Genomic DNA, 25,204 nt, shown 5'->3' on the forward strand with positions numbered 1-25,204 from the left:
TTCGGTACAACCCTTTGGACTTTCTTCGGATGCAGACCAACCCACCAGGGCGGAGCCCAGCCGTCAGCGCCGTCGAGCCGCGGCGCTGAAGGGGTTCGTCAAGGCCGCGGCGGCAGCCTGCAGCGCGTCGCCGACGCGCTCGATTCGTTCGTAGTCCGCCTCGGCGGCGCGGATCGCGACGCCGAGCGCCAGCGGCGGGTCGGACGGAGCCCAGCCGTCCAGAGGCACGGCCACCCCGACGACGCCGCGGAACGACTCCTCTGCGTCCAGCGCCCACCCGCGCTTGCGCGCGGAGGCGAGAACCTCGAGGAGTCCCGACATGGTGGTGGTGCTGCGTTCCGTGAGTGCGGGGAAGACGGCGTCCGCGCCGAACAGCGCGGTGACCTCCTCGTCCGTCATGCGCGACAGCAGGGCTCGACCGGTGGCTGACAGCGGGGCCGGAAGCCGGGAGCCGAGCGGCGTGCCGAGGCGCAACGAGGACGAGCCCTCGTGGCGCGCCAGGTAGAGCGCGTCTGCGCCGTCGAGCATCGCCACCTGCACGAGCTCCGTGCGCAGCACTGCTGACGAGTCGCACACGGTGTAGAACTCGCGCACCTGGTTGAACTGGGCGGCGAACGCGCCGCCCAGTTCGGCGGTGCGCAGCCCGAGTCGATACCCCTGCGCGGTGCGGTCGATCATCCCGGCCGCCTCCAGGGCGAGGCACAGATTCGCCGTCGACGACTTGGCCAGCCCCAGCGCGCCCGCGAGCTCGGTGAGGGTGAGCGGTGCGCGAGCGTCAGCCAGCAGACCGAGAAGTCGGATGCTGCGCGTGACCGCGGGCGCAGGATCGCGCCCTTCCTTGACGTCCTCGTCCATGCGCACCCCTTCAGAGCGAGTTCAGTAGAACTCGACCGTATCGACCACCGCACGCAGCGGGTGACCATCGAGCAGGCGCGCCGCGTTCTCGGCGAAGCGACGGGCGATGCGCTCCTCCTCCTTCGAACTCAGAGCGGCCGTGTGCGGACTGACCAGGACGTTCGGGTGCGACCACAGCGGCGACTCGACGGCGAGGGGCTCGTTCTCGAACACGTCGAGGGCGGCGAAGGCGATCCGCCCGTCATCGAGGGCGGGAAGAAGGGCCTGCTCGTCGATCACGGTTCCCCGACCCACGCTCGCGAGGATCGTCCCGGGGCGCACCGCCTCGAAGACATCGGCTCCGATCAGGTGGTGGGTCTGCTCGGTGCCGGGGAGCGTGACGACGATCGCGTCGACGTGACGAGCCGCGTCGACGAGGCCGTCGAGCGGCACGAGGCGATCCACGCCCTCGACGGATTCTCCCGAACGCGTCGTGCCCCAGACCTGGGCGCCGAGCGCGTGAAAGCGCCGCGCGCATTCTGCGCCGATCCCGCCGAGACCGACGACGAGGACCGTCATCTCGTCGAGCTGACGCATCTCCCACCGCTCCGGCCACACGCGGTCCTGCTGGTCGCGCGCCAGGCGCGCGAGCCCCTTGGCGCCCGCGAGCACGCCGAACACGGCGAACTCGGCGAGCGGCCCGCCGTGCACGCCCGCGCTGGTCGTGAACGTGATGCGATCGAGGTCGGCTCTCCCGAGACCTGCGGACTTCACCTGCGCACCGCCGCCCGCCGCCGTCGTCATCACCCAGCGCAGACGCGGGTTCGCGGCGACGGTGCGCGCCAGCGCCGCCGGGTCGACGTCAGGGATGCCGAACAGCGCATCGGCCGAGTCGATCATGGCCTCGAACGCCGTCTGCTGCTCGGCGGTGCGGGTATGCTCCGGATCACCGGACCAGTCAGCCGGGCCGCGCATGGGGTGCATCAGCGAGTGATCGCGGATCATCTCGACGCGCGGCTCGATCTCTTCGATGAGCCGGCAGAGCTCTTCGGTCAGGGGCACTGCGGCGACGGCGCGCAGCTTGTTCTCGATGTCGGCCATGCTCATCCCTTCCTCGGGAAGTCTCTCGATGAGATCAGCCTAGCTCAGATCCACTCTGCTGAACACTATTCAATCCATTGGATCTTTGCTACCGTGGCAGCATGAGCACCTCTTCCGCCAGCGTCGGCATCATCGGACTCGGCGCGATGGGCCGCCCCGTGGCCGATCGCCTGCTCGCCGCGCACGGCACCCTGCACATCCACGCGCGCCGCCCGCAGCCCGAACTGGTCGCCGCAGGAGCCACCTGGGCCGACAGTCCGCGTGAACTCGCGGCGGCGGTCGACGTTCTCGTCTCCTTCCTCCCCGACCTCCCCGAGCTCGAGGAACTGCTCTACGGCGACGACGGCCTGATGGCGGATGCGGGCGACCTGCTCATCCTCGTCGGCTCGACGTCATCCGCCCCCGCCGTCCGAGAGCTCGCCGAGCGTCTGCACACGCAGTCGGGCGGACGCGTGCGCATGGTCGACTGCCCCGTGTCCGGCGGCGTCGACGGCGCGACCTCCGGAACCCTCTCCATCATGCTCGGCGGCTCGCCGGACGACGCGGCCCTCGCGGCATCCGTCCTGGCTCCGTGCGGTACGCCTGTGCTGCTCGGTCCGCTCGGGGCGGGCGAGGTGGCCAAGGCCTGCAACCAGCTGGTCGTGTCGGCGACCATCCTGGCCCTCGGCGAGGCGACCGTCCTCGCCGACCGCTCCGGCCTCGACCTCGACGCGCTGTGGACGCTGCTCGGCGGCGGCTATGCCGGCTCCAACCTGCTGGAGAGCCGCCGGCACAAGCTCGTCTCCGGTGACGACTCCCCCAGCGGCATGGCGAAGTACATGGTGAAGGATCTGCGGTTCGCGGCCGACATCGCCGAGGCGACCGGCATAGCCCCCGTGCTCCTGCCCGCTCTCCGCGCGGCCTTCGACGGCATCGTGGACGCCGGTCTCGGCGATCGGGACATCTCGGTGGCACGCAGGTTCGTGCAGTCCCGTGACACACAGGCGTCCTGACACCGGCCGCCACGATAATCTGAGACCATCCCCTAACTTCACGATCGAGGAGCCCTCTGTGCCCGAAGCATCAGCGAACATCGGAGTCGTCGGACTCGCCGTCATGGGTTCGAATCTCGCCCGCAACCTCGCGAGCCGCGAGGGCAACACCGTGGCGATCTTCAACCGCAGCTACGAGAAGACCCAGTCGGTCCTCGACGCGCACCCCGAAGCGGGCTTCATTCCGGCTGCGACCTACAAGGAGTTCGCCGACTCGCTGCAGAAGCCGCGCACCGCGATCATCATGGTCAAGGCCGGCGCCCCGACGGATGCCGTGATCGACTCCCTCGTCGAGGTCTTCGAGCCCGGCGACATCATCGTCGACGGCGGCAACGCGTTCTTCCCCGACACCATCCGCCGCGAGAAGGCCGTCCGCGAGACGGGCATCAACTTCGTCGGCGCTGGCATCTCCGGCGGCGAGGAGGGCGCGCTCCTCGGTCCGTCGATCATGCCCGGCGGTTCCGACGAGTCGTGGGTGACCCTCGGGCCGATCCTGAAGTCGATCGCCGCGGTCGCCGAGGGCGAGCCCTGCGTCACGCACGTCGGGCACGACGGCGCAGGCCACTTCGTCAAGATGGTGCACAACGGCATCGAGTACGCCGACATGCAGCTGATCGCCGAGGCGTACGACCTGATCCGCCGCGGCACGGGCAAGTCGCCGGCCGAGATCGCCGAGATCTTCGCCGAGTGGAACAAGGGCGAACTGGAGAGCTACCTGATCGAGATCACCGCCGAGGTGCTGCGCCAGAACGACGCCGCCACCGGCCAGCCGCTGGTCGACGTCATCGTCGACCAGGCCGGCGCGAAGGGCACCGGCGCCTGGACCGTGCAGACCGCGCTGTCCCTTGGCGTGCCGGTGTCGGGCATCGCGGAGGCGACCTTCGCCCGCTCGCTGTCGTCGCACCCCGAGCAGCGCGCCGTGGCATCGGCTCTTCCCGGTCCCGACGAGGAGTTCACGGTCGCCGACCAGGACGCGTTCATCGAAGACGTGCGCCTCGCGCTGTACGCCTCGAAGATCGTCGCCTACTCGCAGGGCTTCGACGAGATCCGCGCCGGCGCCGCCGAGTACGACTGGAAGATCGACCTCGGGGCGATCTCGAAGATCTGGCGCGGCGGATGCATCATCCGCGCCCAGTTCCTCAACCGCATCGCCGACGCCTACGACGCCGAGCCGGGCCTTCCCGTGCTGATGACGGCTCCCTACTTCGCCGAGGCCCTCACGCGCGCTCAGGCGTCGTGGCGCCGCGTCGTCGTCTCGGCGGCCGAAGCCGGCATCCCCGCCCCCGCGTTCTCGTCGTCGCTGTCGTACTACGACGGCATCCGCGCCGACCGTCTGCCCGCGGCGCTGGTGCAGGGTCAGCGCGACTTCTTCGGAGCGCACACCTACAAGCGCATCGACAAGCCCGGCACCTTCCACACGCTGTGGTCGGGCGACCGCACCGAGATCGAGGCCGAAGACACGCACTGATCGCGTCCGCATACGAAGAGGGCCCCGGCATGCGCCGGGGCCCTCTTCGCATCTCCCGGGATCAACCGACGGTCTCAGGCGTCCCCTTCCAGGGCAGCGCCGGAGTGCCTCCGACGTCGACCTGCACGCCGAGCAGAGCGCCGTCGGCCGGCGCGGGGTCGGTCAGACCGACACTCGCCGTCGTGATCACGAGGAGCCGGTCGACGAGCGTGACAGCCGTGGGCCTCGTCGCGGGAAGGCGGATGGTCTCGACGAGCGCCCCCTCCGGCGAATAGCGCCGCACCTCGGCGGCATCCCACACCGCGACCCACAGCATCCCCTCCTGGTCGATGACCATGCCGTCGGGGTTGCCCCCCTCGACCCGGCACACCGTGCGACGCCTCGAGAGTTCACCATCCGGGGCCACGTCGAACGCCTCGATGCTCCGATTCGGCAGCGTGTCGATGTAGTACAGCGTCGACCCGGAGGAATCGAAGGAGAGGCCGTTGGACACCGTCACCCCGCCGAGCCGCTCAGTGGGCGCTCCATCGGCGTCGATGCTCCACAGGGAGCAGTGCGGGTCCCTCGGCATGGCTTGGCTTCCCACCCAGAAGCGCCCGGCCGGGTCGCAGCCGCCGTCGTTCATGTAGTCGCCCGGCGCGGTGAGATCGGTGACGACCGCCGACACGACATGGTCGTCGCCGACGTGCACCATCCCGCGGTCGACCGCGACGACCCACCCGGCACCCGGTTGCGCGAGCGGCGCAGGAGCCCCGATCTGCGCCCCGATGAACACCGACGACTCCGGCACGATCTTCCCCGCGTCGAGCCGGCCCCGGTGCAACCGCCCTGTCGACATGTCGATCCACGCGAGCCGGCCGTCGCGACCGTCCCACCGCGGCGATTCGGCCTGCACGTATCGCGCCTCGGAGAGGATCTCGACGGTTCGTGAGCGGGAGGAGGGCGACATGCTGACCATCTTTCGCTGGTAAGGGCTAACCGTTATGTGGCAGACTATCTCACAATATGCATACCACTTGCGAGAATTTGATTCTTGCGCAGACGAAGCGGGGAACCGGTCGATGACTCTGACACTCCACGGGCTGATGCCCATCCTGGCGACGCCTTTCGATGACACGGGCGCGCTCGATCGGGTCGGACTGCGCCGGCTGGTCGAGTTCCAGCTCGCCTCTGGCGTCGACGGCGTCGCGGTGTTCGGCATGGCCAGCGAGGGTTTCGCCCTCACCGCCGATGAACGAAGGACGATCCTCGACGACGTCGTCCGGATCGTCGACCGGCGGGTCCCCGTCATCGCGGGGGTGAACGGCACGTCGACCGCCACCTCGATCGAGCAGGCGCTTCTCGCGGAGGAAGGGGGCGCCGACGCGCTCATGGTCCTGCCGCCGTTCATGGTCAAGCCTCCTGCCTCGACCCTCGTCGACTTCTACGGGGATGTGGCCGCGGCCACCTCCCTGTCGGTCATGGTGCAGGACGCCCCAGGGGTCACCGGCGTCGCCATGCCCGCGAGCCTCATCGCCGAGCTCGCACGCCTCGACAACGTCGACTCCGTGAAGGTCGAGGCCCCACCCACGGCCCCCAAGGTCGGCGCGGTCGTCGACGCGATCGACGACGCGGATTTCGCCGTGCTCGGCGGCCAGAACGCGCAGTTCTGCCTGGAGGAGTATGCGCGGGGCGCCGTCGGCACCATGCCCGCCTGCGAGTTCCCTGATCTGCTCGGCCCGGTGCTCGCCGACTTCGTCGCGGGGCGCGTCGACGAGGCGCGGGCCGGCTTCCGTCGTATGCTCCCTCTCGTGCTGATCGGACTGCAGGGCGGCATCGCGTGGGCGGTGCACAAGGAGATCCTCGTGGCGCGCGGCATCATCGAGCACGCGACCGTGCGCTACCCGGCGGCTCGCCTCGATGCGGGGAGCCGTGCGGCGGTGGACCTCGTGATCGAGGAGCTCGACCTTCCGCAGCTGCCGACGGCGGTGCGCGTGTGACCGGCCGCGGTGTGCTTCTCATCGGTGGAGGCTCGGACATCGGGCTCGCGATCGCGCGCGCCTTCGCGGCGCAGGGCGACCGGGTCGTCGGCGTCGGCCTCGAGTCCTCGGCCGACCAGGTGTTCGAGGACTACCTCGTCGCCGACTGCAGCCGAGCAGATGCCGCCGAGGGTGCCGTCGCGGATGCCGCAGCGGCCCTCGACGGCATCGACGTCGTGGTGCTCGCCGCCGCGCGCATGCCCATCGGACGCGCGGATGCGACGAGCGACGCGGATTGGCGCGGCGCGCTGGGCGCCACGCTCGACTCCGCCTTCTTCGTCGCCAGGGCAGCGCTGCCCCGTCTCGCGCGAGGTTCATCGATCGTCGCGGTGACCTCCGTCAACGCGACACTCGCCGCCCCCGCTCTTCCGGCATATGCCGCAGCGAAGGCGGGCGTGGAGGCCCTCATGAGGCAGCTCGCTCTCGACTTCGGCCCGCATGGGATCCGCGTCAACTCCGTGCAGCCGGGGAGCATCTCCTCGGTCGACACGGGCGAGACCGAGGGATATCCCCTTGGCCGGATCGGGCGGCCGGAGGAAGTCGCCTCCGTCGTCGCGTTCCTCGCATCCGACGCCGCGTCCTTCGTGACCGGCGCCACGATCCCCGTCGACGGCGGCCTGTCGATGTCCTCCCCCGCCGCCTGGCTGAAACCTGCACTGCGCGAGCGCTGGCTCTGACCCCGGCACCCGCCTGACGAACGAATGCCGCGCCGGTGATATCCGGCGCGGCATTCGTGTGCGGAGATGCTCAGGTGTTCGAGTCGAGCAGCCCCTGCACCTCCTTCTTGAGAGCGTTGAGACCGGTCTGCACGTCCACCTGGCCGGCGAGGATGGTCGCGACCCCGCCGCCGATCGCGGTGTCGATCTGGGCGGTCACCGCGACACGGTCCCACGCCGCGCCCCGCGCGTGCTCCGAGACCTCGGTGCGGAAGGCGACCTGGAACTTGTCGGCGGCGAGAGCCGGGATCTTGTCGGCAACGCTCTTGGCTGCGGGCGCCACCGCGGAGCGCTCGTAGAGTGCGGTCGCCGCCTCGACGTTGGTCGCCGCGTAGGTGATGAACTCACGGCTCGTGAGCTCGCCCTCACCGGCACTGGCGAACAAACCGCCTCCCCATGCCCGGTTGAACGACTTCTTCTTGCCGGAGGTGGGCCTCGAGATCGCGCCGATGTTGTCGACGATGTTCTGGGCCGCCCCGTTGGTCTTCACGAAGGTCGAGGCGAGCGGTGCGTCGTCGTAGAGGGCTGCCCGTCCGCTGGCGAACAGGATGCGGGCGTCGCTGCGGGCGACGTTCGTCTGCGTCAGCCCGTCGTCCTGCAGGGACTTGTACCAGGTGATCGCCTCGACGCTCTCGGCGTCGCCGATCGTGCAGGTGAAGTCGTCTGTGACGACCTCGCTGCCGAACCCCCACATCCAGTGCACGGCATCCTTGAGGTCGGGGTTCTTCGTGACCGCCGCATACGGGATGAGCGAGGAATCCTGGGACTTGATCTTCTCCAGCGCGGTCGCGAACTGCTCGACCGACATGCCCGACTTGATTCCCACGCTCTTGGCGATCTCGCCGTTCGTGATGAGGCCGATGCCGGCGGCGGTGAGCGGCAGCACGAGGAGCTTGCCGTCCATCGTGTAGGAATCGAGCACGCCCTGCGGGATGCCGAGCCCCTCCGCCAGCTCCGAGAGGTCTGCGAGCACGTTCATCGGGGTGAGCACCTGCCAGCCACCGGACTGTCCGACGCCGAGGAGCTTGCCGGAGCGGCCGGTCAGGGCCAGCTGCGTGGCGGCCTGATCGTAGGGGTAGATCACCGGCGCGACGGTCACGCCGGCCTTCTTCGAGAAGCCGTCGAGGATGCCCTGCCAAGCGGGCTTCAGCGCCTCCTCGCCGAGCGAGTTGCCGTAGAAGTTGATGGTCTTGGCCTTGGTCGCGGCGTTCTCCGCCGTACCGGGCGGAGTCGCGACCGGCGTGGCGCAGCCCGCGAGGGTGAGGGCGCCGAGCGCGACCAGTGCAGTGCTGCCGCCGAGAAAGGCGCGACGACTCAGCTGCGTGTGGGAGATGTTCATGGGCACTGCTCCTTCGTGGATGGGATCGGGTTATTCGAGGACATTCCGCTACCCCTTGACGGCGCCGGCTGCGAGGCCGGAGACGAAATAGCGCTGGAGGAGGACGAAGATGATGACGAGCGGCAGCGATGTGATGAGGGATGCCGCCATGAGAGCCGGCCAGTCGGCCGTGCCCTCGCGGATGAACGCCTGGGTGAGGCCTGCCGGCAGCGTCTGCTTGTCGGGTCCGGCGAGCGTGAGCGCGAAGAGGAGGTCGCTCCAGCCGCGCATGAACGCGAACATCGCGGCCGTGATGAGCCCGGGCACCACGAGGGGGAACACGATGCGGAACATGGTGGCCGTCCGGGAGAGCCCGTCGACCTTCGCCGCCTCGAGGATGTCGTCGGGGAGGCCGTCCATGATCCCCTTGAGGAGGAACACCGTGAGCGGCAGCGTGAAAGTCGTGAACGAGATGATCAGCGCGGTGTACGTGTAGAGCAGGCCGGCGGAGCTCAGCATCAGGTACAGCGAGATCAGCAGCAGCGCACCGGGGATGAGCTGTCCGATCAGGAACATGAACATGATCGCGTTGCGGCCGCGGTAGCGGAACTTCGACAGCGAGTAGGCCATGAGCCCGCCGACGAGGACCGCGAGGAGTGCCGTGCCGCTCGAGACGATGATGCTGTTGCCGAGGTTCTTCAGGAGCGCGTCGTTCTGGAAGAAGCCGACGAAGTTCTCGATCGTGGGGTTCACGGGGAAGAACGGCCGGTCCTGCGAGAAGACGTCCTCCTTCCTCGTGAACGCCGTGGCGGTGAGCCAGTACACGGGGAGCAGGCCGAAGAGGGCGAGCAGGAGGAGGGCGATGCGCCCCGGGATGGACAGGCGAGGGCGGATGATCGACTCGCCGATGTCGCGGCTGCGCAGCATCACTTCTCCAGTCGTCGGTTGAGGAGCAGGTAACCGCTCGAGATGATCGCGAGCAGGACGAGCCAGAGCGCGCCCATCGCGGAGGCCTTGCCGAGCTCGTAGCTGCCGAAGGCCAGGTGGTAGAGGCTGACCGCGAGCGTCGTGGTCGAGTCGCCGGGGCCGCCGCCGGTCATGACGAAGATCGTGTCGAAGTTGCCGAAGTTGTAGATGAACTCGAGCACTGCGACGAGTGCGACCGGGCCGGCGATGTGCGGCAGCGAGATGTAGCGGAAACGCTGTGCTCTCGTCGCGCCGTCGATCGTGGCCGCCTCGATCTGCTCACCGGGCAGGGTCTGGAGCACGGCGAGTGCGACGACCATGATCCAGGGGAAGGAGTGCCAGGTCTTCGCGATGATGACGGCGGCCATCGCCCCGGTCGGATTTCCCAGCATGCTGATCTCAGGAAGCCCGAAGACCGCGAACACGTGGTTCACGACGCCGTAGCTGTCGTTGAAGATCCACGCCCAGAGGAAGGAGACCACGACGCCGGGGAGCAGCCACGGCAGCATCAACGCGCCCCGGAGGATGTTGCGCCCGCGCATGCGCGAGTTGAGGAGCATCGCGAGGGCCACGCCGAGTACGAGGGGGAAGACCGTGGAGAGCGATGCGAACACGAGGGTGGTCCCCAGTCTCGCCACGAACTCGTCCCAGATCGCCGCATAGTTGTCGAAGCCGACGAACGTGCGCTCTGGTCGCAGCAGCGACTGGTCGTACAGGCTCGTGCCGATGCTCGACACGAGCGGGAAGATCGCGATCACGAGGAACAACAGGACCGCGGGAAGTGCGATCATGAAGCCGAAGGTGCGGTCCTTGGCGCCCAGCGTTGAGCGTCGCCCGGAGCGCGGCTCGACCTGCTCGCGACTCGCGGGCCGCTCGAGGGTGGCTTGTGGCATTGGATTCACTTTCCGAGTAGGGGCGACCCCGTTCGGGGCCCTGCACATCGTCGTCGCAGTCGTCGACGATGACGTGGGGCCAGTTAACCACAATGCGGATTCGAAATCCATAAAATGCATAACGCACCCACATTTGTCTTGCCTGGTGCAACGACTCTCATTAGGATGACTGGCAACGGCGTTGCAGATGCGGCGCCGGCATGGAGGAGGACTCACGATGGCATCGGAATCGGTGGGCGGCACACAGACGGTCGAACGGGCGATGTCGCTGCTCGCATGCTTCACCGAGGAGTCCGGTGAGCTCAGGGTCTCCGAACTCTGCACTCTGACCGGTCTCGGACAGTCGACGGTGTCGCGCATGATGTCTGCTCTCGACCGGATGCGGTTCGTCGTGCAGGACGGACGGACGGGTCTCTACCGGCTCGGCCCCGCAGCCGTCTCGCTCGGCACGATCGCCCTCAACGGCTCTCCCGTCTTCCGCGCGTCGCGGCAGATCGCGCAGAATCTCGCCCGACGCATCGAGATCGGCGTGAACGTCGCCGAGCTCAGCGGGTTCACCTTCACCTATCTCTGCAACTTCGAAGGCGCGCTGGCGCCGAAGTCGTTCGCGATGGCCGGCCGCACCGGCCCGCTTCACGCCACCGGCCTCGGCAAGGCGCTGCTGTCGGGGATGCCGGATGACAAGGTCGATGCGTACTTCGAGCACTCCCCTCAGCGATTCACCCCGCACACGATCGTCGACCGCGAGAGCATGCGTGTCGCGCTCGACGAGACGCGCAGTCGCGGCTACGCGACCGAGATCGAAGAACTCGCGTTCGGCCGGGCCTGCATCGCCGCGCCGATCCACGACCGGGCCGGAGACATCGTCGCCGCGCTCTCCGCGAGCGGTCCCCTGTCGGTTCTCGACCTGCACGCCCCTCATCAGGAGCTCGCCCTGCAGCTCATCGAGGCGGCCGACGAGATCTCCGTCGCCCTCGGCTACAGCCCCTCCCGCTCGGCGACGGCGTTCGCCGCCCTCTGACCTGCGACGCCGCATCGACTGCGGCGCCCTGACCCCTCGCCGAGGCACCCCGCCGTCGGCCTCTTCCCTCACGACTGTCTTCGGAGACCCCTGTGAAAATCGCGCGCGTGCAGACCTTCCCGCTCTTCCTGTCGAGGGAGGTTGCCGATGACTCCTACGCGGGTGACACGGGCGTGGCGCATCGCGGCTACGTCGTCCGGCGACCGTGGCGGAGCCTGTACTCCCCCGGCTACGAGACCCTCCTGGTGAAGATCGAGACCGACGACGGCCTCATCGGCTGGGGAGAAGCACTGGCCCCGGTCGCACCGGAGGTCGCCGCCGCGATCGTTGATCGCCTTCTCACGCCGCTGATCATCGGCGAGGATCCCCGCTCGGTCCGGACGCTGTGGCATCGGATGACGGAGTCGATGCGCGAACGCGGCCACCTCACGGGCCATCAGGCCGATGCCATGGCAGCGGTCGACATCGCCCTGTGGGATCTCTGGGGTCACGCGACCGGTCTCTCCGTCTCGGAGCTCGCCGGCGGGCGCTTCGCCGAGGTGCTGCCCACGTACATCTCCGGCATCCGCGGGTCCGACGACGCGGACAAGGCCGACAAGGCCGCCGAGATGGTCGAAGCCGGCGTGCGGCGGATCAAACTGCACCTCGGAACCGACATCCGCACGGATCTCGCCACCTACGACGCCATCCGCGCCGTGCATCCCGACCTCGATGTCGCATTGGACGCTCACTGGACCTACCGCCTCGGCGAGGCGAAAGCGCTCGGACGCGAACTCGACGACCGTCGGGCGTGGTTCTTCGAGGCGCCGCTGGCGCCCGAGGACGTCGAGGGCCACCGCGACCTCGCCGCCTCGCTCGCCACTCCCATCGCGGTCGGCGAGGCGATGCGCAGCCGGTTCGAGTTCACCGACTGGCTCACTCGGCGCGCCGTCGGGCTCACACAGCCCGACATCGGACGCACCGGCATCACCGAGGGTCTCGCGATCGCCGCCGTCGCCGATGCGTTCCACGCTCAGGTCGCACCGCACCACTCGGCGGCCTTCGGCATCGCGATGGCCGCGGGAGTGCATGTGGCGGCGAGCGCGACCTCTCTGCTCGCCTTCGAGTACCAGCCGTTCACGCTGCCGGTGGCGAACCTCATCCTCACCACTCCGCTCGAAGTCCAGCCCGACGGCGGGTTCGTCGTCCCCACAGGACCCGGACTCGGCGTGACCGTCGACGAGGACGCCGTCCAGCAGTACGTGCGGCGCTGAACGCCTGCAGGAACCGCCGAGAGGGGGCGGACCGGTTCACGCCGGTCCGCCCCCTCTGTCAGTCCCCGGTGCGGACGAACTGGGCGGCGCTGACCCGGTGGATGCTCGTGTTGCGGACTTCCAGCCGCACCACCCCGACCGCGCCGGCGTCGTAGCGGAAGGTGCCGAGCGCACGCCAGGCGCCCGCGCCTTGGGTCTGGTCCACGATGACCTCGCTGCTACCGCTCTGATGCTCGACGACGTAGGCCGCCGATGTGGTCGTCGTCGGGTTGGTCGGATACCAGACCGAGACACGGTAGAGCCCGGCCTGCGGCAGCTCGACGTTCCACGTCACGGTGCTGCCGACCGAATCGGTGTCGCTGTAGCGCGTGCGGGTCCCGTTCCACCCGGACAGACCGCTCGGGTACCAATGGCCTGTCTCGAGGTATCCCGGCCACGGCGACTGCGTGTGCGCGATGATGCCCTCGTCGGCGACCCGGACCAGCACACCCTTGCGCAGCGTCTGGTCGAGCCGGGCCTCGAATCTCGTCGTCGACCCCGGCGCGATCGTCGATCCCGCCGTCACCGTCCACGTGTGGGTGACGTCGGAGCGCGGAGGCACGACGACCACCGCATCCCGCTGACCGATCGTCCATCCCGTGGCGCCGTAGAGACCCAGCGTCCCCTGCAGCGGTGTCACACCGGTGTTGATCACCAATGCGGTCAGCTTCACGACCGCTCCAGGGCCGCTCGCGATCTCGGTGTCGCTGGTCAGCGAGACGAGTCGGCGCCTGTCGATCACCTCGACGGTGGCCGGACGCAGGGCGAGCGCGGCAGCTCCCGGTTGTGACAGCGTCGCCGACACCGCGACCTCGCCGGGAGCCGCCGCCGATCCGATGACCACCGCCGACTCCACACGTGTGGTCCCGTGTGCAGAAACCGTCACCGGCGGCACTGTGCCCTCGAGCTGCCAGCCGCCGGGCGGCGTCAGCGCCACGGTGCCCGAGACCGGGTGACCGGTGCCGTTGCGCACCTCGATGATCAGGGGAACCCTGTCCCCCGCCGTTCCTGTGGCCTGGGCCACCACGTCTCCAGACACCTCGGCGCCGACGCCGGCGATGCGCCTTGGCAGGTGCAGAGTGACCTCGTCCGTGGTGGCGCCTCCCGAGGTGACCGTGTAGCGGAAGGTCTTGCGTGGATCGTCGACCCCGATCGTCCACTCGTAGGGATACTCCTTGAGCGGGGCCTGCTGCGCGGCCTGTCCGTCGATCCTGTACGTGAGCGTCGCCGCCTGCTCGGTATCGATCTGGACATAGGCGTCGTAGCCCTCGCCGCCCGGGCGCACGAGCAGCATTCCGCGGACGAGCCCGTAGTCGGTTCCCGGCGCCGAGTCGAATTCGTGGAAGCTGTCGACGCCGTGGTCCACGACGTCATCGAAAGGCAGGCTGGGGCGCTCCACAGTCACGTTCCGCACCACCAGGGCGAGCAGTCCGTGCCCGGGCACGCTGACGGAGACCCTGCCGTGCGACGCCGTCGCAGAAGAGCGGATGCCGTCGGCCGTCACCACCTCGACCACCGGAGAAGCGGAGCGGGACACTCCCGTGAGGTCGCCGACGAGATCGACGACGACCTGCTGCACGCCCGCCGAGGAGTTGGTGAGGCTGATGTAGAGCGCGTCGTCGCTCGCCCCCGCGATCCAGTTGATCAACGGGTTGTCGAGCGAGATGAGTCCGTCGGGGAAATAGGGCCACACGCCCGCCTCTCCGAAGAACGTGCCGGGTGCGTGTCCGTAGGCGAAGAACTTGAAGTAGGCGAAGTCCGCCTCGAAGACGTGCGGGAAGTCGATGCGCCCCCCGCTGCGGTAATAGCTCTCGCTGATCAGGTAGTCCATCGCCAGACCGAGCTGCGCCGGAGCATGGTGGAAGTAGTAGCCGGTGATGCCGACGGGGCCGCTCGTCGCGAAGTCGGGTTTCATGTGGGCCACCTGGAACTGCCGGCCGTAGTAGCCGGGATAGGTCGTGAACCGCCCGATCACCATGTTGTGCGCGACGTCGGCCAGCAGCGTGTCCCCCGTGTGGTGCGCCAGCCTGAGCAGGGCACCCGCCCAGCACGGGTTGAACACGTATCCACCACCGGGATCGGTCAATGAGCTGACCCCGAGCTTGAACGACGACAGCGCCTCGAAGGTGAGCCCGGATGGCGAGACGTACCACGCGGGGACGGTCTCGGTGGGGACCGAGGTCGTCGGATAGGCGGGCAGCGACGAGCGCGACTCCCAGTCGTACTGCTGTTCTATGACATGTCCCACCGGCACCGTCACGGTCTGATCCGGCACCGGCCGCACTGCCGTCTGGGTGATGAAGCGCTGGGCCTCGCGGTACGCCCCGTCCAGGAACTCGGGATCTCCCGTGACCTCGAACAGCTCGAGGAGATCGACCCAGTACTTCGAGAAGCTGTAGGCGAAGCCGCCGGGCGGCTGGCCGTTGCTGCGGTAGGGGGTGAGGATCTGCTCCTGCACGTACCGCTTGCCGATGAGCGTCGCCTCCGCCAGGAACGCCGGATCCCCGGTCGCGCGGTAGGTGGCGAGTGCGGTCGAGAACGGGGCGCGGCTCTGTCCGACGACACCGGACTTGGTGGCCTGCACAGCCAGGCGCTGGATGCCGGCGTTGCGGCCGTGCGTGAGCTGATAGAGCGCCGTCAGGTTCACGGCATCCGTGGGGATCCTTCCGATCCGGTACTGGGTCGTGTCGTTGTAGACGGGGCTGCCGATGATCGGCGAATGCCCGATCCCCTTCCGCGACACCTGGTACTCGATGAGCGGACGGGCTCGGCGAGCGTACAGCGTGCTGTCGGGGGTTCCTGTGAGGTAATGAGCGGAGAGCACGACGCCGCTCGCCGCCGATCTGACGGCATCCTCGTTCTCCACGTCGACGAACCCCTTGGCGCGGTTCCACCAGCCGGAGTACGACGGGATGTAGTCGATCGCGTCGTCGCCGTCGGGCTCGACGGCGATGAGCGCCGCCATGGCGTGGACGGCATCCGTCAGCGATCGCTCGTAGACGTTGCTCCGATACGCCACCAGGCCGTACTCCGTCCGGCACAGGTCGGCATAGGTCGCGTACAGCGTGTCGGCGCGCACGGCGATGCCGAACGCGAAGCCGCGCTGCGCACCTGCCGCCATCGCCGTGCGCAATCCCGGCTGCGGGGAGTACATGCACGGCACCACGTCGAGGCTGTCGTTGCGCAAGCTCATGCCGTACGGCTGGCGGTCCGCCATGAGCTGCCGCTCGTGCACGAACTCCGCCACTTCCGAGGGCAGGTAGACGCCCGAAGTGACCGGGATGCCGCCGACGGCGTACTGGGTCAGCGCCATCGGCGCGAACAGCTCCCACGCGCCGAGCGGCGCGGAGCCGTCGAGGACGGACAGCGCGTGCTGGTACGAGCCGCAGAGCACCTCGTCGACATCGTCGAGCGACCGGGTGTCCTGGCTCTGGTATCCGACGATGTAGTCGCCGGCGTTCTTCGCCGTGAGCACGTAGTGAGCCTCGGGGTGCGCCCCCTCCAGACGCCAGCGCACGACCAGCTCCACGTCGTCGGTGCTCGTGCGCAACTCGATCGCCTGAGGGCCCAGCACCTGATAGGAGGTGAAGCCCAGCCAGCTCGGCGTCAACGGACCGTAGAGCTCCGGCGCACTCCCGGACGGCAGCGTACCCGCCAGCACCACCCACTGCTCGTCGAATCGGTGCGCCGTGTCGGTCACCGGCAGCCAGCCTCCGCCGTGTGCGACTTCGAGGTCGCGCACGATCGTCTCGCCGCCATCCCACGTCGCTCGGAAGAACGTCATCCGATGACCCGACCCAGTGAGCTGCGCGATCTGCGACACCGACAGATTCGGCATGCTCAATCGGCGCAGCGCATCGGGGTAGGCGCCGGACGAGGTCGTCGGCTCCATCGGCATGATCGATGCCGAGGCCGCAGAGTCGTACCCGCCCAGCACGGGTGGGAGCACCCCCGCGATCACGAGCATGCGCAGCACTGACCGGCGGCTCCATTGCAGCGGGCGGTCCTCTTCTTCGGAGTTCGGCGTTGAATCCATGATGCACATATTGCAATGAGTATGCGATCATGTCAATGGGCCCTCATGCACGATCATGGATGCCGACGACCATCACGCCACAGATCCGGTGAGGAGCCGCACGGTGATCCAGGACCACCCCGAGGAGATGACCGAGTACTCCCTGTCGGCCCTGCTCGCGCCGACGGACGGTCCTGAGGAGCCTTCGGACTTCGACGAGTTCTGGCAGTCGAGCTTCGAGGAGCTCGGCACCGGACCCATCGCATGGAGAACTCTCGGCGAACTCGCGCCGACGCCGTCGCATCGCGTGACAGAGGTCCGGTTCTCTTCGTCGGCCGGCGAGGATGCCGCGGCCTACGTCATGATTCCGCACACCTCAGGGGCCGTTCGTCGCGGACTCGTCGTCGGTCACGGATACGGAGGCCGCAGCGGACCCGACCTCGAACTGGTCCCCTCGGACACCACCGCGATCTTCCCGTGTGCACCGGGCACCCATGCCCGCACTCCCAGCCGCTTCCCCTCCGCACCGTCAGAGCACGTGCTCGCAGGCATCGCACATCGCGACACCTACTCGCACCGCTTCGCGGTCGCGGACATCTGGCGTGCAGCGACGGTTCTGCTCGACATGGCCCCCGCAGCTGCGGCAGCTCTCGACTTCCACGGCAGCAGCTTCGGAGGCGGGATCGGAGCGATGGCGCTCCCGTGGGACTCAAGATTCCGTCGCGCGTGCCTGGACGTACCGAGCTTCGGTCATCACGCGGTCCGCCTGAGCAGGCGGTGCACGGGCAGCGGCGAGGCAGTCCGGCAGCATCTTCTGCGTCACCCCGACGCACGTCCCGTGCTCGACAGCTTCGATGCGGCAGCGGCTGCACGACGTCTTCGCCTGCCGGTGCTCGTCGGGGCGGCGCTGCTCGATCCCGCAGTCGACCCCCGCGGACAGTTCGCGGTCTACCACGCTCTTGCCGGCCCACGGCGGCTTCATGTGCGGGCGAACGGGCACCTCGAGGGTCCGATCGGCGAGCTGTCCGATCGCCTCGCGCTGCAGGCTGCGATCGACTTCCTCGCCCTGCCCGCGGACCGGGTGGAACCGAAGCTCCCAGACAACGCATAGGGCTCTCCATAGGAATCCCATAGGAGATTCCGCAGAATAACTCTATGAGCACCGTGCACCCCGAACTGCGCCGCCCCGACGGCTCCCCGCTGCGCATCCTCGCCGTCGACGACGAGCAGATGCTGACCGACCTGCTCGCCATGGCGCTGCGGATGGAGGGCTGGGAGGTGCGCACCGCATCCTCGGGCCTGGAAGCCCTTCAGGTCGCGCGCGAGTTCGAGCCCGACGCACTGGTGCTCGACATCATGATGCCCGACCTCGACGGCTTGTCGGTGCTGAAGCGCCTGCGCGAGTCGGGGAGCCTCGTGCCCGTGCTCTTCCTGACCGCGAAGGACGCAGTGGGCGACCGAGTCGCTGGCCTCACCGCGGGCGGCGACGACTACGTCACCAAGCCCTTCAGTCTGGAGGAGGTCATCGCACGCTTGCGCGCGATCATCCGCCGCACCGGGCACGCCACCGCCGACGACGGCCAGTCGATCCTGCGCGTCGCCGATCTCTCCCTCAACGAAGACAGCCACGAGGTGGTCCGCGACGGCACCGAGATCGAGCTCACAGCCACCGAGTTCGAGCTGCTGCGCTACCTGATGCGCAACGAGCGCCGTGTGCTCTCCAAGGCGCAGATCCTCGACCGGGTGTGGAGCTACGACTTCGGCGGCAAGTCGTCGGTCGTCGAGCTCTACATCTCCTACCTGCGCAAGAAGATCGACGCGGGGCGCACGCCCCTGCTTCACACCGTGCGCGGCGTGGGCTACATGATCAAGGCTCCACAGTGAGCTCCACGAGGATGACGCGCCGGCCGCTGACTCTGCAGGCGAGGCTGATGACCGCGGTCATCGGCTTCGTGTCGCTCATCCTCGTGATCGTCGCCGTCATCACCACCGCGATTCTCGGGAACACTCTCGAACGTCAGCTGGACGACAAGCTCCTGTACTACTCGAACGCTTACCGCCAGTATGTGGAGCAGTTCCCGCCCGCGGGCGTGACCGCACAGAATGTGCTCGGGGGCAAGCAGGTTCCTCCGGGTCTGCTGTTCGCGGTGTCCAGTGCGACCACCGGTACCACCGGCCTCGTCGTAGCCGCCACCGAGAAGGACTTCGGGACGTCCACGGCCCTCACGACCGAACAGCTCATGCAGATCAACGACGCTCTCGACGACAGTCACACCGGAACGGTCTCGATCTCGGGGATCGGCTCGTACCGCGTCTCGATAGTTTCGACGAGCAACGGCACCGTCGTGGTGACGGGTCTCCCCCGCGGCGACATCCAGAACCAGCTCGCCACTCTGCTCACGGTCATCGTGCTCGCGACGCTCGGCGGCCTCATCCTGCTCGCCCTCACCACCGCGATCACTATCCGCGTCGGTCTGCGCCCGCTGCGCGCCGTCGCGGCGACGGCGACTCGCGTCGCCAACCAGCCCCTGGACCGGGGCGAGGTCGAGATCACCGAACGCGTCCCGGCATCCGAAGCCGACCCTCGCACCGAGACCGGTCTGGTCGGCGCAGCGCTGAACAAGCTCCTCGATCACGTGAACACATCGCTGTCCGCTCGTCAGCGCAACGAAGAGCGCATGCGCCAGTTCGTCGCCGACGCGAGCCACGAGCTGCGGACGCCGCTCGCGTCGATCCGCGGATACTCCGAGCTGTCGCTGCGTGCGCTCAGCCAGCAGCAGGGTCCCGCGGCGATCGAGGGGACGACCACTTCGCTCGAGCGCATCCAGGCGCAATCCCTGCGGATGACCAGGCTCGTCGAGGATCTGCTCCTGCTGGCCCGACTCGACGAGGGACGCGAACTCGTCTACGGCACGGTGGATCTCGCTCAGCTCGCCCTCGAGGGATTGTCGGATGCTCGGCCGACGGCCCCTGAGCACCGGTGGAACATCGACGTGCCCGACGAGCCGGTCGTCGTGGTCGGCGATACCGGCCGTCTGCATCAGGTCGTCACAAATCTGCTCGCGAACGCGCGGACGCATACCCCTGCGGGCACGGAGATCACGCTGAGCGTGACGCGCGAGGGCGACGAGGCGGTTCTTCGAGTGCATGACGACGGGCCCGGCATCGATCCGGCGGTGCATGAGGAGCTCTTCGCGCGGTTCGCCCGCGGCGACAGCTCGCGCGCCCGGCAGACCGGCGGAACCGGTCTGGGCCTCGCGATCGCCAAGGCGATCGTGGAAGGTCACCACGGCCGCATCGAGGTCTCCAGCGTCCCTGGCGACACCACGTTCTCGGTGCACCTGCCCCTGAGCCCGGTCCTGGGCGCCTGAGCGGGTGAGCCGTCACGATCACTTTGTCGGGAGGATTCCGGCCTGTCGGGTGGTTTCGACTAGACGCGCCGGACTACAAGGGGCGCCTCCCGACGAAGTGATCGGCGATCGGATGGATTCTCCACAGATTCGGACGCGGCATCCCATCGGTCGCCTGCACGGACGACGATCGACGCATGCAATCCGCGGCCTTCATCCTCGCTCACCACGGCGGCATCGCCCGAGGCACGCTGCTCGGGCAGTACGGCTTAAGCAGGCGGATGCTGCACGCAGAGCTGAACGCGGGACGAATCGTCCGCGTGCGTCAGGGCGTGTTCGCCCTCCCGACGACCGCTCCGGACATCATCACCGCCGCGGAGCACGGCGGCGCCCTCACGTGCCGGCGAGCTCTTCGACTGCACGGAGTCTGGGTACTCGATGACGACCCGCAGATTCATGTCTGGCTCGGCGGTCGAGGGCGATCGCACCACACGGACTGCGAATGCACTGGGCACTACCACGCAGGCACAGCGGGCCTCGGACTCGCGCCGATCGAAGACGTGCTCGTGCATGCGTACCGCTGCGCATCAGACGAGGTGTTCTTCGCGGCGCTCGAATCGGCGTTGGTGCAGCGAAAGGTCAGGCGGGCGGGTCTCGCTCGCATCCGCGCGCGGATTCCGTCCCATGGCCGCTGGCTCGTCGACCTCGCGCGGGACGATGCTGACAGTGGGCTCGAGTCGCTGCTGCGGCTCCGGGTGCACCTTCTCGGCATCACCCTCGAGTGCCAAGTCGAGATCCCTACCGTCGGCCGCGTGGACTTCGTTATCGCGGGGCGGTTGATCCTCGAGGCCGATGGCAGAGAGAACCACGAGAGCGACACGAAGCGCCACAGCGACCGGGTGCGGGATGCCGCGGCATCCGCCCTCGGATACGAGACTCTGCGTTTCGACTACGCGCAGATCGTCCACGACTGGCCGTCCGTCGAAGCCGCGATCATCGCGGCCGTCGTTCGGCTGCACGAGCGCGACTGATCGCTCTGTCGGGAGCCGCAGGCGGTTTTCCAGCGCGTCGCGCCGGAAGGCCCCGACGGAGCGGAATCCTCCCGACGAATCGAACGCGGAAGGCCCGAGCGCGGCTCAGTACCCGGCGAACGCGTCGGTCGTGAGGTTGTGCGCCTTCTGCAGGGCCGGGGCGAGATCGGCGATCAGCCGCGGCGGGCCGGAGATGAACGCGTGGCGGGATGCGAGGTCTGCCACGTGCTTCTCCAGGGCCACGGCGTCCAGCCGCGCGCCCTGCGCCCAGGTCCAGCGCGCGGGCAGGTCCGTGGGCTCTTCGCGGGTGAAGACCACGACGCGGGCGCCGGTCGCGGCGAGCTCATCGCGGAACGCGAGCTCGGCGGGGTCGGACGCCACGTACACGAGCACGACGTCGCGCTTCTCCCCCGTCACCTGCAGCTGCCGGAGCTGGGACACGAACGGCGTCACTCCGATGCCGGCCGCCACCATCAGGACGGGTACATCGCCCTTCGGCAGCAGGAAGTCGCCCCAGGTGCCGGTCACCGCGAGCGTGGCGCCCGGCTGGGCTGCGGCGAGTGCGCGCTTGTAGCTCGACGGATGCTTCTGGTCGCCGTCCTTGTATGCGATCCGCAGCGTCGGAAGGTCACCGGGCGCCGAGACGATGCTGAACTCGCGGCGCGTTCCGCGGGCGTCCGGGCGACGGTGCGGGACGTCGAGCTCGAGATACTGGCCGGGAAGGAACCGCAGCCGGCTCTTGGTGCGGAACGTGAGTTCCTGCACGGTGGGCGTGATGAACGCGCGCTTCTCGAGCGTGAGGCGCACCGATCCGCGCACCGCGAACGCGAAGGCCAGCAGGTTGCCGATCAGCAGCGCGCGCTCCTGCCCGAGCGTGAAACCTGCGACGAAGATCGGCCATCCGGCGAGCACGCCGACCAGGGCAGCCACCGAGAACTGCTGCCAGCGCCGTGGGGGCAGCGTCAGCGGCTCCGAGAGCATGAACGCGCCGAGGAAGAAGTACGGCGACTGCAGCACTGCGAACGACAACGCCTGGCCGGCGTCGAAGGGCAGACCGCCCTGGGTGAGCTGCACGTACTGGCGCAGCAGGGAGACCGCGATCGCGATGACGAGGAACACCAGCACGAGCCGCACCTTCTCGGTGCGCCACAGCACGAACAGTCCGAGGATCACGACCGGTACGAACAGCGCGGGGGTGCCGACCCACCACGACGAGGTCGTGCCGAGACCTGTGATCGTGACGACGGCGGCGCCGAACGCCGCGGGGTTCAGGATGTGCCGTCCGCGCCACGCGATCACGTACTTCGAGACGCTGGCCAGGGCTCCGGCCAGGGCGAGCCCGCCGAGGGCCTCGGGAGCGAGGCCGGATGCCGGCGCGAGGACGAACAGCAGGATCAGCGCGGTGACCAGCGACGACTCGATGCGCCATGGCAGATGAAGCAGCCGCTGCACGGCGGCGTCGACTGCGGAGATCACCACGGCGAGGACGACGAAGGAGACGAGGATCTCGAACGGCTGCGGCGCGACCAGCCCCGCGAACGAGAGCAGCTCGGCGAACAGAGCCAGCGCGAGGAGCGAGAACAGCACCAGGCGGTACATCGACAGCGCGCCCAGGAGCGCGAGGACCCGCTGCCTGACAGCGGTGAATGCGGTGATCACGACGTCCACTCTTCCTTATCTCACGACACTCGGGGGCGGGCGAGGAACAGTTCCCCTGGCCAGCCTTCCGAGCGTTCGACCTTGCCGTCCGTGCTCATCCGCACCCAGTCGACGCCCCAGTCGGCGGCAAGCTCCGGTCCGCCCTCGAAGAACAGCGCGGTGGCGACGGCATCCGCCCTCATCGCCTCGGCATCGAGAGCCCAGGTCGCCGCCCAGGTGCGCACCGGCTGCCCCGTGCGGGCATCGAGCACGTGGTGCAGCCCGTCGCCCCACGCTCGGCGGTTGGTCGCCGAGCCGCACAGTGCGCCGTTCTGCAACTCCACGACGCCGATCGCCTTGGTGGCGTCGAAGGGGTGCTCGAGGGCCGTGCGCACGGCCGCACCGCGCACGCGCATGTCGCCGCCCGCGTCGACCACGAGATCACCCGAGACGCCGTCGAGAGCGGCGAAGACGAGATCGACCAGTCGTCCCTTGCCGAGGGCGCCCACGTCGATCAGAGCCGGAGCGGATGCCGTCGCCCTTTGTGCGCTCCACGAGATCACCTCGGACCAGTCATCCCGTGCCGCCACGGCCGCGCCCGAGGTCAGCGTGTACGCCGCGTCGTATCCCAGTGCCTCGAGGCTCGCGCCCACGAGCGGGTTCACCGCACCCCCGGTGGCGCCGGAGAGGGCCCGGTAGGCGTCGAGCATGGGGGCGGCATCCGCCGACTCCAGCACTCCGCCTGCCGTCGCCAGCCGTGACACGGCCGAGTCGGCACGGAACCGCGACCAGTCGCGGTCGAAGCGCTCGATCAGATCGCTGACGGCAGCGCGATCGCCGCTGTCGAGGTCGCCCTCGATCTCCCACCGGGTGCCGATCGCGTCGAAACGCCAGATCGTCATGGCAGGTCAGGCGCCTAGGAGGCGGCCTGCTCCTTGATCGATTCGACTGCGGCGTTGAAACCGCCGCTGGTCAGCGACGAGCCAGAGACACGGCTCACCTTCAGGTCGTCGAGAGCGACGCCGACGACCTCATCCGCGATGCCGCCGATGAACTTCGACTGGTACTGCTCGGTCTCGGGAGCCTGCGGGTCCCCGGTGACCTCGACCTCTTTCACGACGCCGTCGGCGATCGTGAGCGTCACTGTGACCGACTCGACGGTCTCGGGCGTCTGGTACGAGCCGTCTGCGGTGTAGGTGCCGTCTGCGTAGGTCGCCGCGCCCGCGTTGGAGTCCGTGCTGGTCGACGGGGAGTCGGTGCCGGTGCCCTTGTCGGTCTCCGCATCGGCGGCGGACGAGCAGCCGGCGAGGACGAAGAGTCCGGCCACGCCCACGAGCGCTGAGACCTTGCGTACGGACTGGGGAACGTTCGTGCGGATCATGCTGGCCCTCCCGGTTGGGTGCGTCGACGAGCTGTCGATGCATTCAACGGTATGCATCGGTCCTATGCGCGGGCTGTGCCGCGGCGATGAGACGCCTAGGCGTCTCCGCCGAACATGCTGGTCACCGAGCCGTCTTCGAACACCTCGTGGATCGCGCGTGCCAGCAGGGGCGCGATGGGGAGGATCGTGAGCTTGTCCCAGCGACGCGACTCGGTGAGCGGGATGGTGTCGGTGATGACGACCTCGTCGATCGAAGCGTCCTGCAGGCGGTCGGACGCCGGGTCGCTGAAGATCGCGTGGGTCGCCGCGACGATGACGCGATGCGCACCGGCCGACTTGAGAGCCTGCGCGGCCTTCACGATCGTGCCGCCGGTGTCGATCATGTCGTCGACCAGGAGGCAGGTACGGCCCTCGACGGTTCCGACGATCTCGTGCACCGAGACCTGGTTGGCGACCTTCGGGTCGCGGCGCTTGTGGATGATCGCGAGCGGAGCGCCGAGGCTGTCCGACCAGGTGTCGGCCACACGCACTCGGCCCATGTCGGGCGAGACGACCGTGAGGATCTCGCGGTCCTCCTTCGACAGCGTGCGCTGGAAGTAGTCGAGCAGCACGGGCTTGGCGAACAGGTGGTCGACGGGTCCGTCGAAGAAGCCCTGGATCTGCGCAGCATGCAGGTCGACGCTCATGACGCGGTCGGCGCCTGCGGTCTTGAGCAGGTCGGCGACCAGGCGCGCGCTGATGGGCTCGCGGCCACGGCCCTTCTTGTCCTGGCGCGAGTAGGGGTAATACGGTGCGACGACGGTGATGCGCTTGGCCGAGGCGCGCTTGGCCGCATCGATCATGATGAGCGTCTCCATGAGCCACTCGTTCACGGGCTCGCCGAACGTCTGTATGAGGAAGAGGTCGCAGCCGCGGATCGAGACCTCGAAACGGGCGTAGATCTCGCCTGACGCGAAGGTGCGGTGCTCGACGGGGGCGATCTCGGTGCCGAGATCCGCTGCGACGGCGGCGGTCAGCCCGGGGTGCGAACGTCCGCCGGCGATGACGAGTCGCTTCTTCGTCTTGGCGACGAGCCCTGGGGCGATGTCGTTATCGCGGTCCAGATCGACAGTCTTCTTCTTGCGCGCCATT

Annotated in this window: 21 protein-coding genes; 10 read left to right on the top strand and 11 right to left on the bottom strand. The window is 68.6% G+C overall.

Annotated features, from left to right (window positions below; genetic code table 11):
* Positions 1-63: 63 nt before the first annotated feature.
* Complete coding sequence (locus QFZ53_RS16050) at positions 64-855, bottom strand: IclR family transcriptional regulator (RefSeq protein WP_292910146.1); 792 nt, start codon at positions 853-855, stop codon at positions 64-66.
* A 21-nt stretch (positions 856-876) separates the two neighbouring features.
* On the bottom strand, positions 877-1,935 hold the full coding sequence (locus tag QFZ53_RS16055) for a D-2-hydroxyacid dehydrogenase (RefSeq protein ID WP_307298128.1): 1,059 nt from the start codon (positions 1,933-1,935) through the stop codon (positions 877-879).
* Between the two features lie 101 nt (positions 1,936-2,036).
* Between QFZ53_RS16055 and QFZ53_RS16060 the strand changes: the two genes are divergently transcribed.
* Positions 2,037-2,927 carry an NAD(P)-dependent oxidoreductase gene (locus QFZ53_RS16060; protein ID WP_307298129.1) on the top strand — a complete coding sequence of 297 codons (891 nt, stop codon included), beginning with the start codon at positions 2,037-2,039 and terminating at the stop codon, positions 2,925-2,927.
* A 58-nt stretch (positions 2,928-2,985) separates the two neighbouring features.
* Positions 2,986-4,434, top strand: coding sequence for an NADP-dependent phosphogluconate dehydrogenase (gene gndA / locus QFZ53_RS16065; RefSeq protein WP_292910152.1), 1,449 nt, complete (start codon positions 2,986-2,988; stop codon positions 4,432-4,434).
* 61 nt (positions 4,435-4,495) lie between these two features.
* Here gndA and QFZ53_RS16070 read toward each other — a convergent pair whose 3' ends face one another.
* On the bottom strand, positions 4,496-5,383 hold the full coding sequence (locus tag QFZ53_RS16070) for an SMP-30/gluconolactonase/LRE family protein (RefSeq protein WP_307298131.1): 888 nt from the start codon (positions 5,381-5,383) through the stop codon (positions 4,496-4,498).
* Between the two features lie 112 nt (positions 5,384-5,495).
* Here QFZ53_RS16070 and QFZ53_RS16075 point away from each other — a divergent pair, with 112 nt between their 5' ends.
* Together QFZ53_RS16075 and QFZ53_RS16080 are read left to right on the top strand one after the other, a co-directional pair.
* A complete protein-coding gene (locus QFZ53_RS16075; RefSeq protein ID WP_292910156.1) occupies positions 5,496-6,413 on the top strand; it encodes a dihydrodipicolinate synthase family protein in 918 nt (305 codons plus the stop codon).
* Positions 6,410-7,129, top strand: coding sequence for an SDR family NAD(P)-dependent oxidoreductase (locus QFZ53_RS16080; protein ID WP_292910158.1), 720 nt, complete (start codon positions 6,410-6,412; stop codon positions 7,127-7,129). Before QFZ53_RS16075 ends, QFZ53_RS16080 begins: the two co-directional genes overlap by 4 nt.
* Positions 7,130-7,199: 70 nt before the next feature.
* On the opposite strand, the gene QFZ53_RS16085 is transcribed toward QFZ53_RS16080, so the two are convergent.
* From QFZ53_RS16085 to QFZ53_RS16095, 3 genes are read right to left on the bottom strand one after another with little or no spacing between them, the layout of a single operon-like run.
* Positions 7,200-8,507 (bottom strand): ABC transporter substrate-binding protein, encoded by a 1,308-nt coding sequence (locus tag QFZ53_RS16085; protein ID WP_292910160.1) that lies wholly within the window; start codon positions 8,505-8,507, stop codon positions 7,200-7,202.
* Positions 8,508-8,555: 48 nt separating this feature from the next.
* Positions 8,556-9,413, bottom strand: a complete 858-nt coding sequence (locus QFZ53_RS16090) for a carbohydrate ABC transporter permease (protein WP_292910162.1) — start codon at positions 9,411-9,413, stop codon at positions 8,556-8,558.
* The gene (locus QFZ53_RS16095; RefSeq protein ID WP_292910164.1) at positions 9,413-10,345 is read right to left on the bottom strand and encodes a carbohydrate ABC transporter permease; all 933 of its coding nucleotides are present in this window, start codon (positions 10,343-10,345) and stop codon (positions 9,413-9,415) included. The genes QFZ53_RS16090 and QFZ53_RS16095 overlap by 1 nt, the downstream gene beginning before the upstream one ends.
* Before the next feature lie 217 nt (positions 10,346-10,562).
* On the opposite strand from QFZ53_RS16095, the gene QFZ53_RS16100 reads away from it, so the two are divergent.
* Both QFZ53_RS16100 and QFZ53_RS16105 read left to right on the top strand, forming a co-directional pair.
* The gene (locus QFZ53_RS16100; protein WP_292910166.1) at positions 10,563-11,366 is read left to right on the top strand and encodes an IclR family transcriptional regulator; all 804 of its coding nucleotides are present in this window, start codon (positions 10,563-10,565) and stop codon (positions 11,364-11,366) included.
* A gap of 92 nt (positions 11,367-11,458) precedes the next feature.
* Positions 11,459-12,619 carry a mandelate racemase/muconate lactonizing enzyme family protein gene (locus tag QFZ53_RS16105; RefSeq protein ID WP_307298136.1) on the top strand — a complete coding sequence of 387 codons (1,161 nt, stop codon included), beginning with the start codon at positions 11,459-11,461 and terminating at the stop codon, positions 12,617-12,619.
* Positions 12,620-12,677: 58 nt separating this feature from the next.
* Here the strand turns inward: QFZ53_RS16105 and QFZ53_RS16110 are convergent, their stop codons facing one another.
* Positions 12,678-16,694 (bottom strand): golvesin C-terminal-like domain-containing protein, encoded by a 4,017-nt coding sequence (locus tag QFZ53_RS16110; protein WP_307298138.1) that lies wholly within the window; start codon positions 16,692-16,694, stop codon positions 12,678-12,680.
* A gap of 103 nt (positions 16,695-16,797) precedes the next feature.
* Between QFZ53_RS16110 and QFZ53_RS16115 the strand changes: the two genes are divergently transcribed.
* The 4 genes from QFZ53_RS16115 to QFZ53_RS16130 all read left to right on the top strand — a co-directional run bounded on the left by QFZ53_RS16115 (position 16,798) and on the right by QFZ53_RS16130 (position 21,054).
* Entirely contained in the window at positions 16,798-17,784 is a 987-nt protein-coding gene (locus QFZ53_RS16115) for an acetylxylan esterase (protein ID WP_307298139.1), read from the top strand.
* 44 nt (positions 17,785-17,828) lie between these two features.
* Positions 17,829-18,557: a response regulator transcription factor gene (locus QFZ53_RS16120; protein WP_292910173.1), complete on the top strand. Its 729-nt coding sequence runs from the start codon at positions 17,829-17,831 to the stop codon at positions 18,555-18,557.
* Between the two features lie 11 nt (positions 18,558-18,568).
* Positions 18,569-20,044, top strand: a complete 1,476-nt coding sequence (locus QFZ53_RS16125; RefSeq protein WP_444916581.1) for a sensor histidine kinase — start codon at positions 18,569-18,571, stop codon at positions 20,042-20,044.
* A 176-nt stretch (positions 20,045-20,220) separates the two neighbouring features.
* Positions 20,221-21,054 (top strand): DUF559 domain-containing protein, encoded by an 834-nt coding sequence (locus tag QFZ53_RS16130; RefSeq protein ID WP_307298143.1) that lies wholly within the window; start codon positions 20,221-20,223, stop codon positions 21,052-21,054.
* A 105-nt stretch (positions 21,055-21,159) separates the two neighbouring features.
* Here the strand turns inward: QFZ53_RS16130 and QFZ53_RS16135 are convergent, their stop codons facing one another.
* From QFZ53_RS16135 to QFZ53_RS16150, 4 genes are all read right to left on the bottom strand, one after another.
* Positions 21,160-22,713: an FAD-dependent oxidoreductase gene (locus QFZ53_RS16135; protein ID WP_307298145.1), complete on the bottom strand. Its 1,554-nt coding sequence runs from the start codon at positions 22,711-22,713 to the stop codon at positions 21,160-21,162.
* A gap of 20 nt (positions 22,714-22,733) precedes the next feature.
* Complete coding sequence (locus QFZ53_RS16140; protein ID WP_307298147.1) at positions 22,734-23,594, bottom strand: FAD:protein FMN transferase; 861 nt, start codon at positions 23,592-23,594, stop codon at positions 22,734-22,736.
* A gap of 14 nt (positions 23,595-23,608) precedes the next feature.
* On the bottom strand, positions 23,609-24,073 hold the full coding sequence (locus QFZ53_RS16145; RefSeq protein WP_307298149.1) for an FMN-binding protein: 465 nt from the start codon (positions 24,071-24,073) through the stop codon (positions 23,609-23,611).
* A gap of 95 nt (positions 24,074-24,168) precedes the next feature.
* The gene (locus QFZ53_RS16150) at positions 24,169-25,203 is read right to left on the bottom strand and encodes a ribose-phosphate diphosphokinase (protein WP_307298151.1); all 1,035 of its coding nucleotides are present in this window, start codon (positions 25,201-25,203) and stop codon (positions 24,169-24,171) included.
* Between the last annotated feature and the right edge of the window lies 1 nt (position 25,204).

Origin of the sequence: Microbacterium natoriense (assembly GCF_030816295.1) — a bacterium.
GTDB lineage: Bacteria > Actinomycetota > Actinomycetes > Actinomycetales > Microbacteriaceae > Microbacterium > Microbacterium natoriense_A.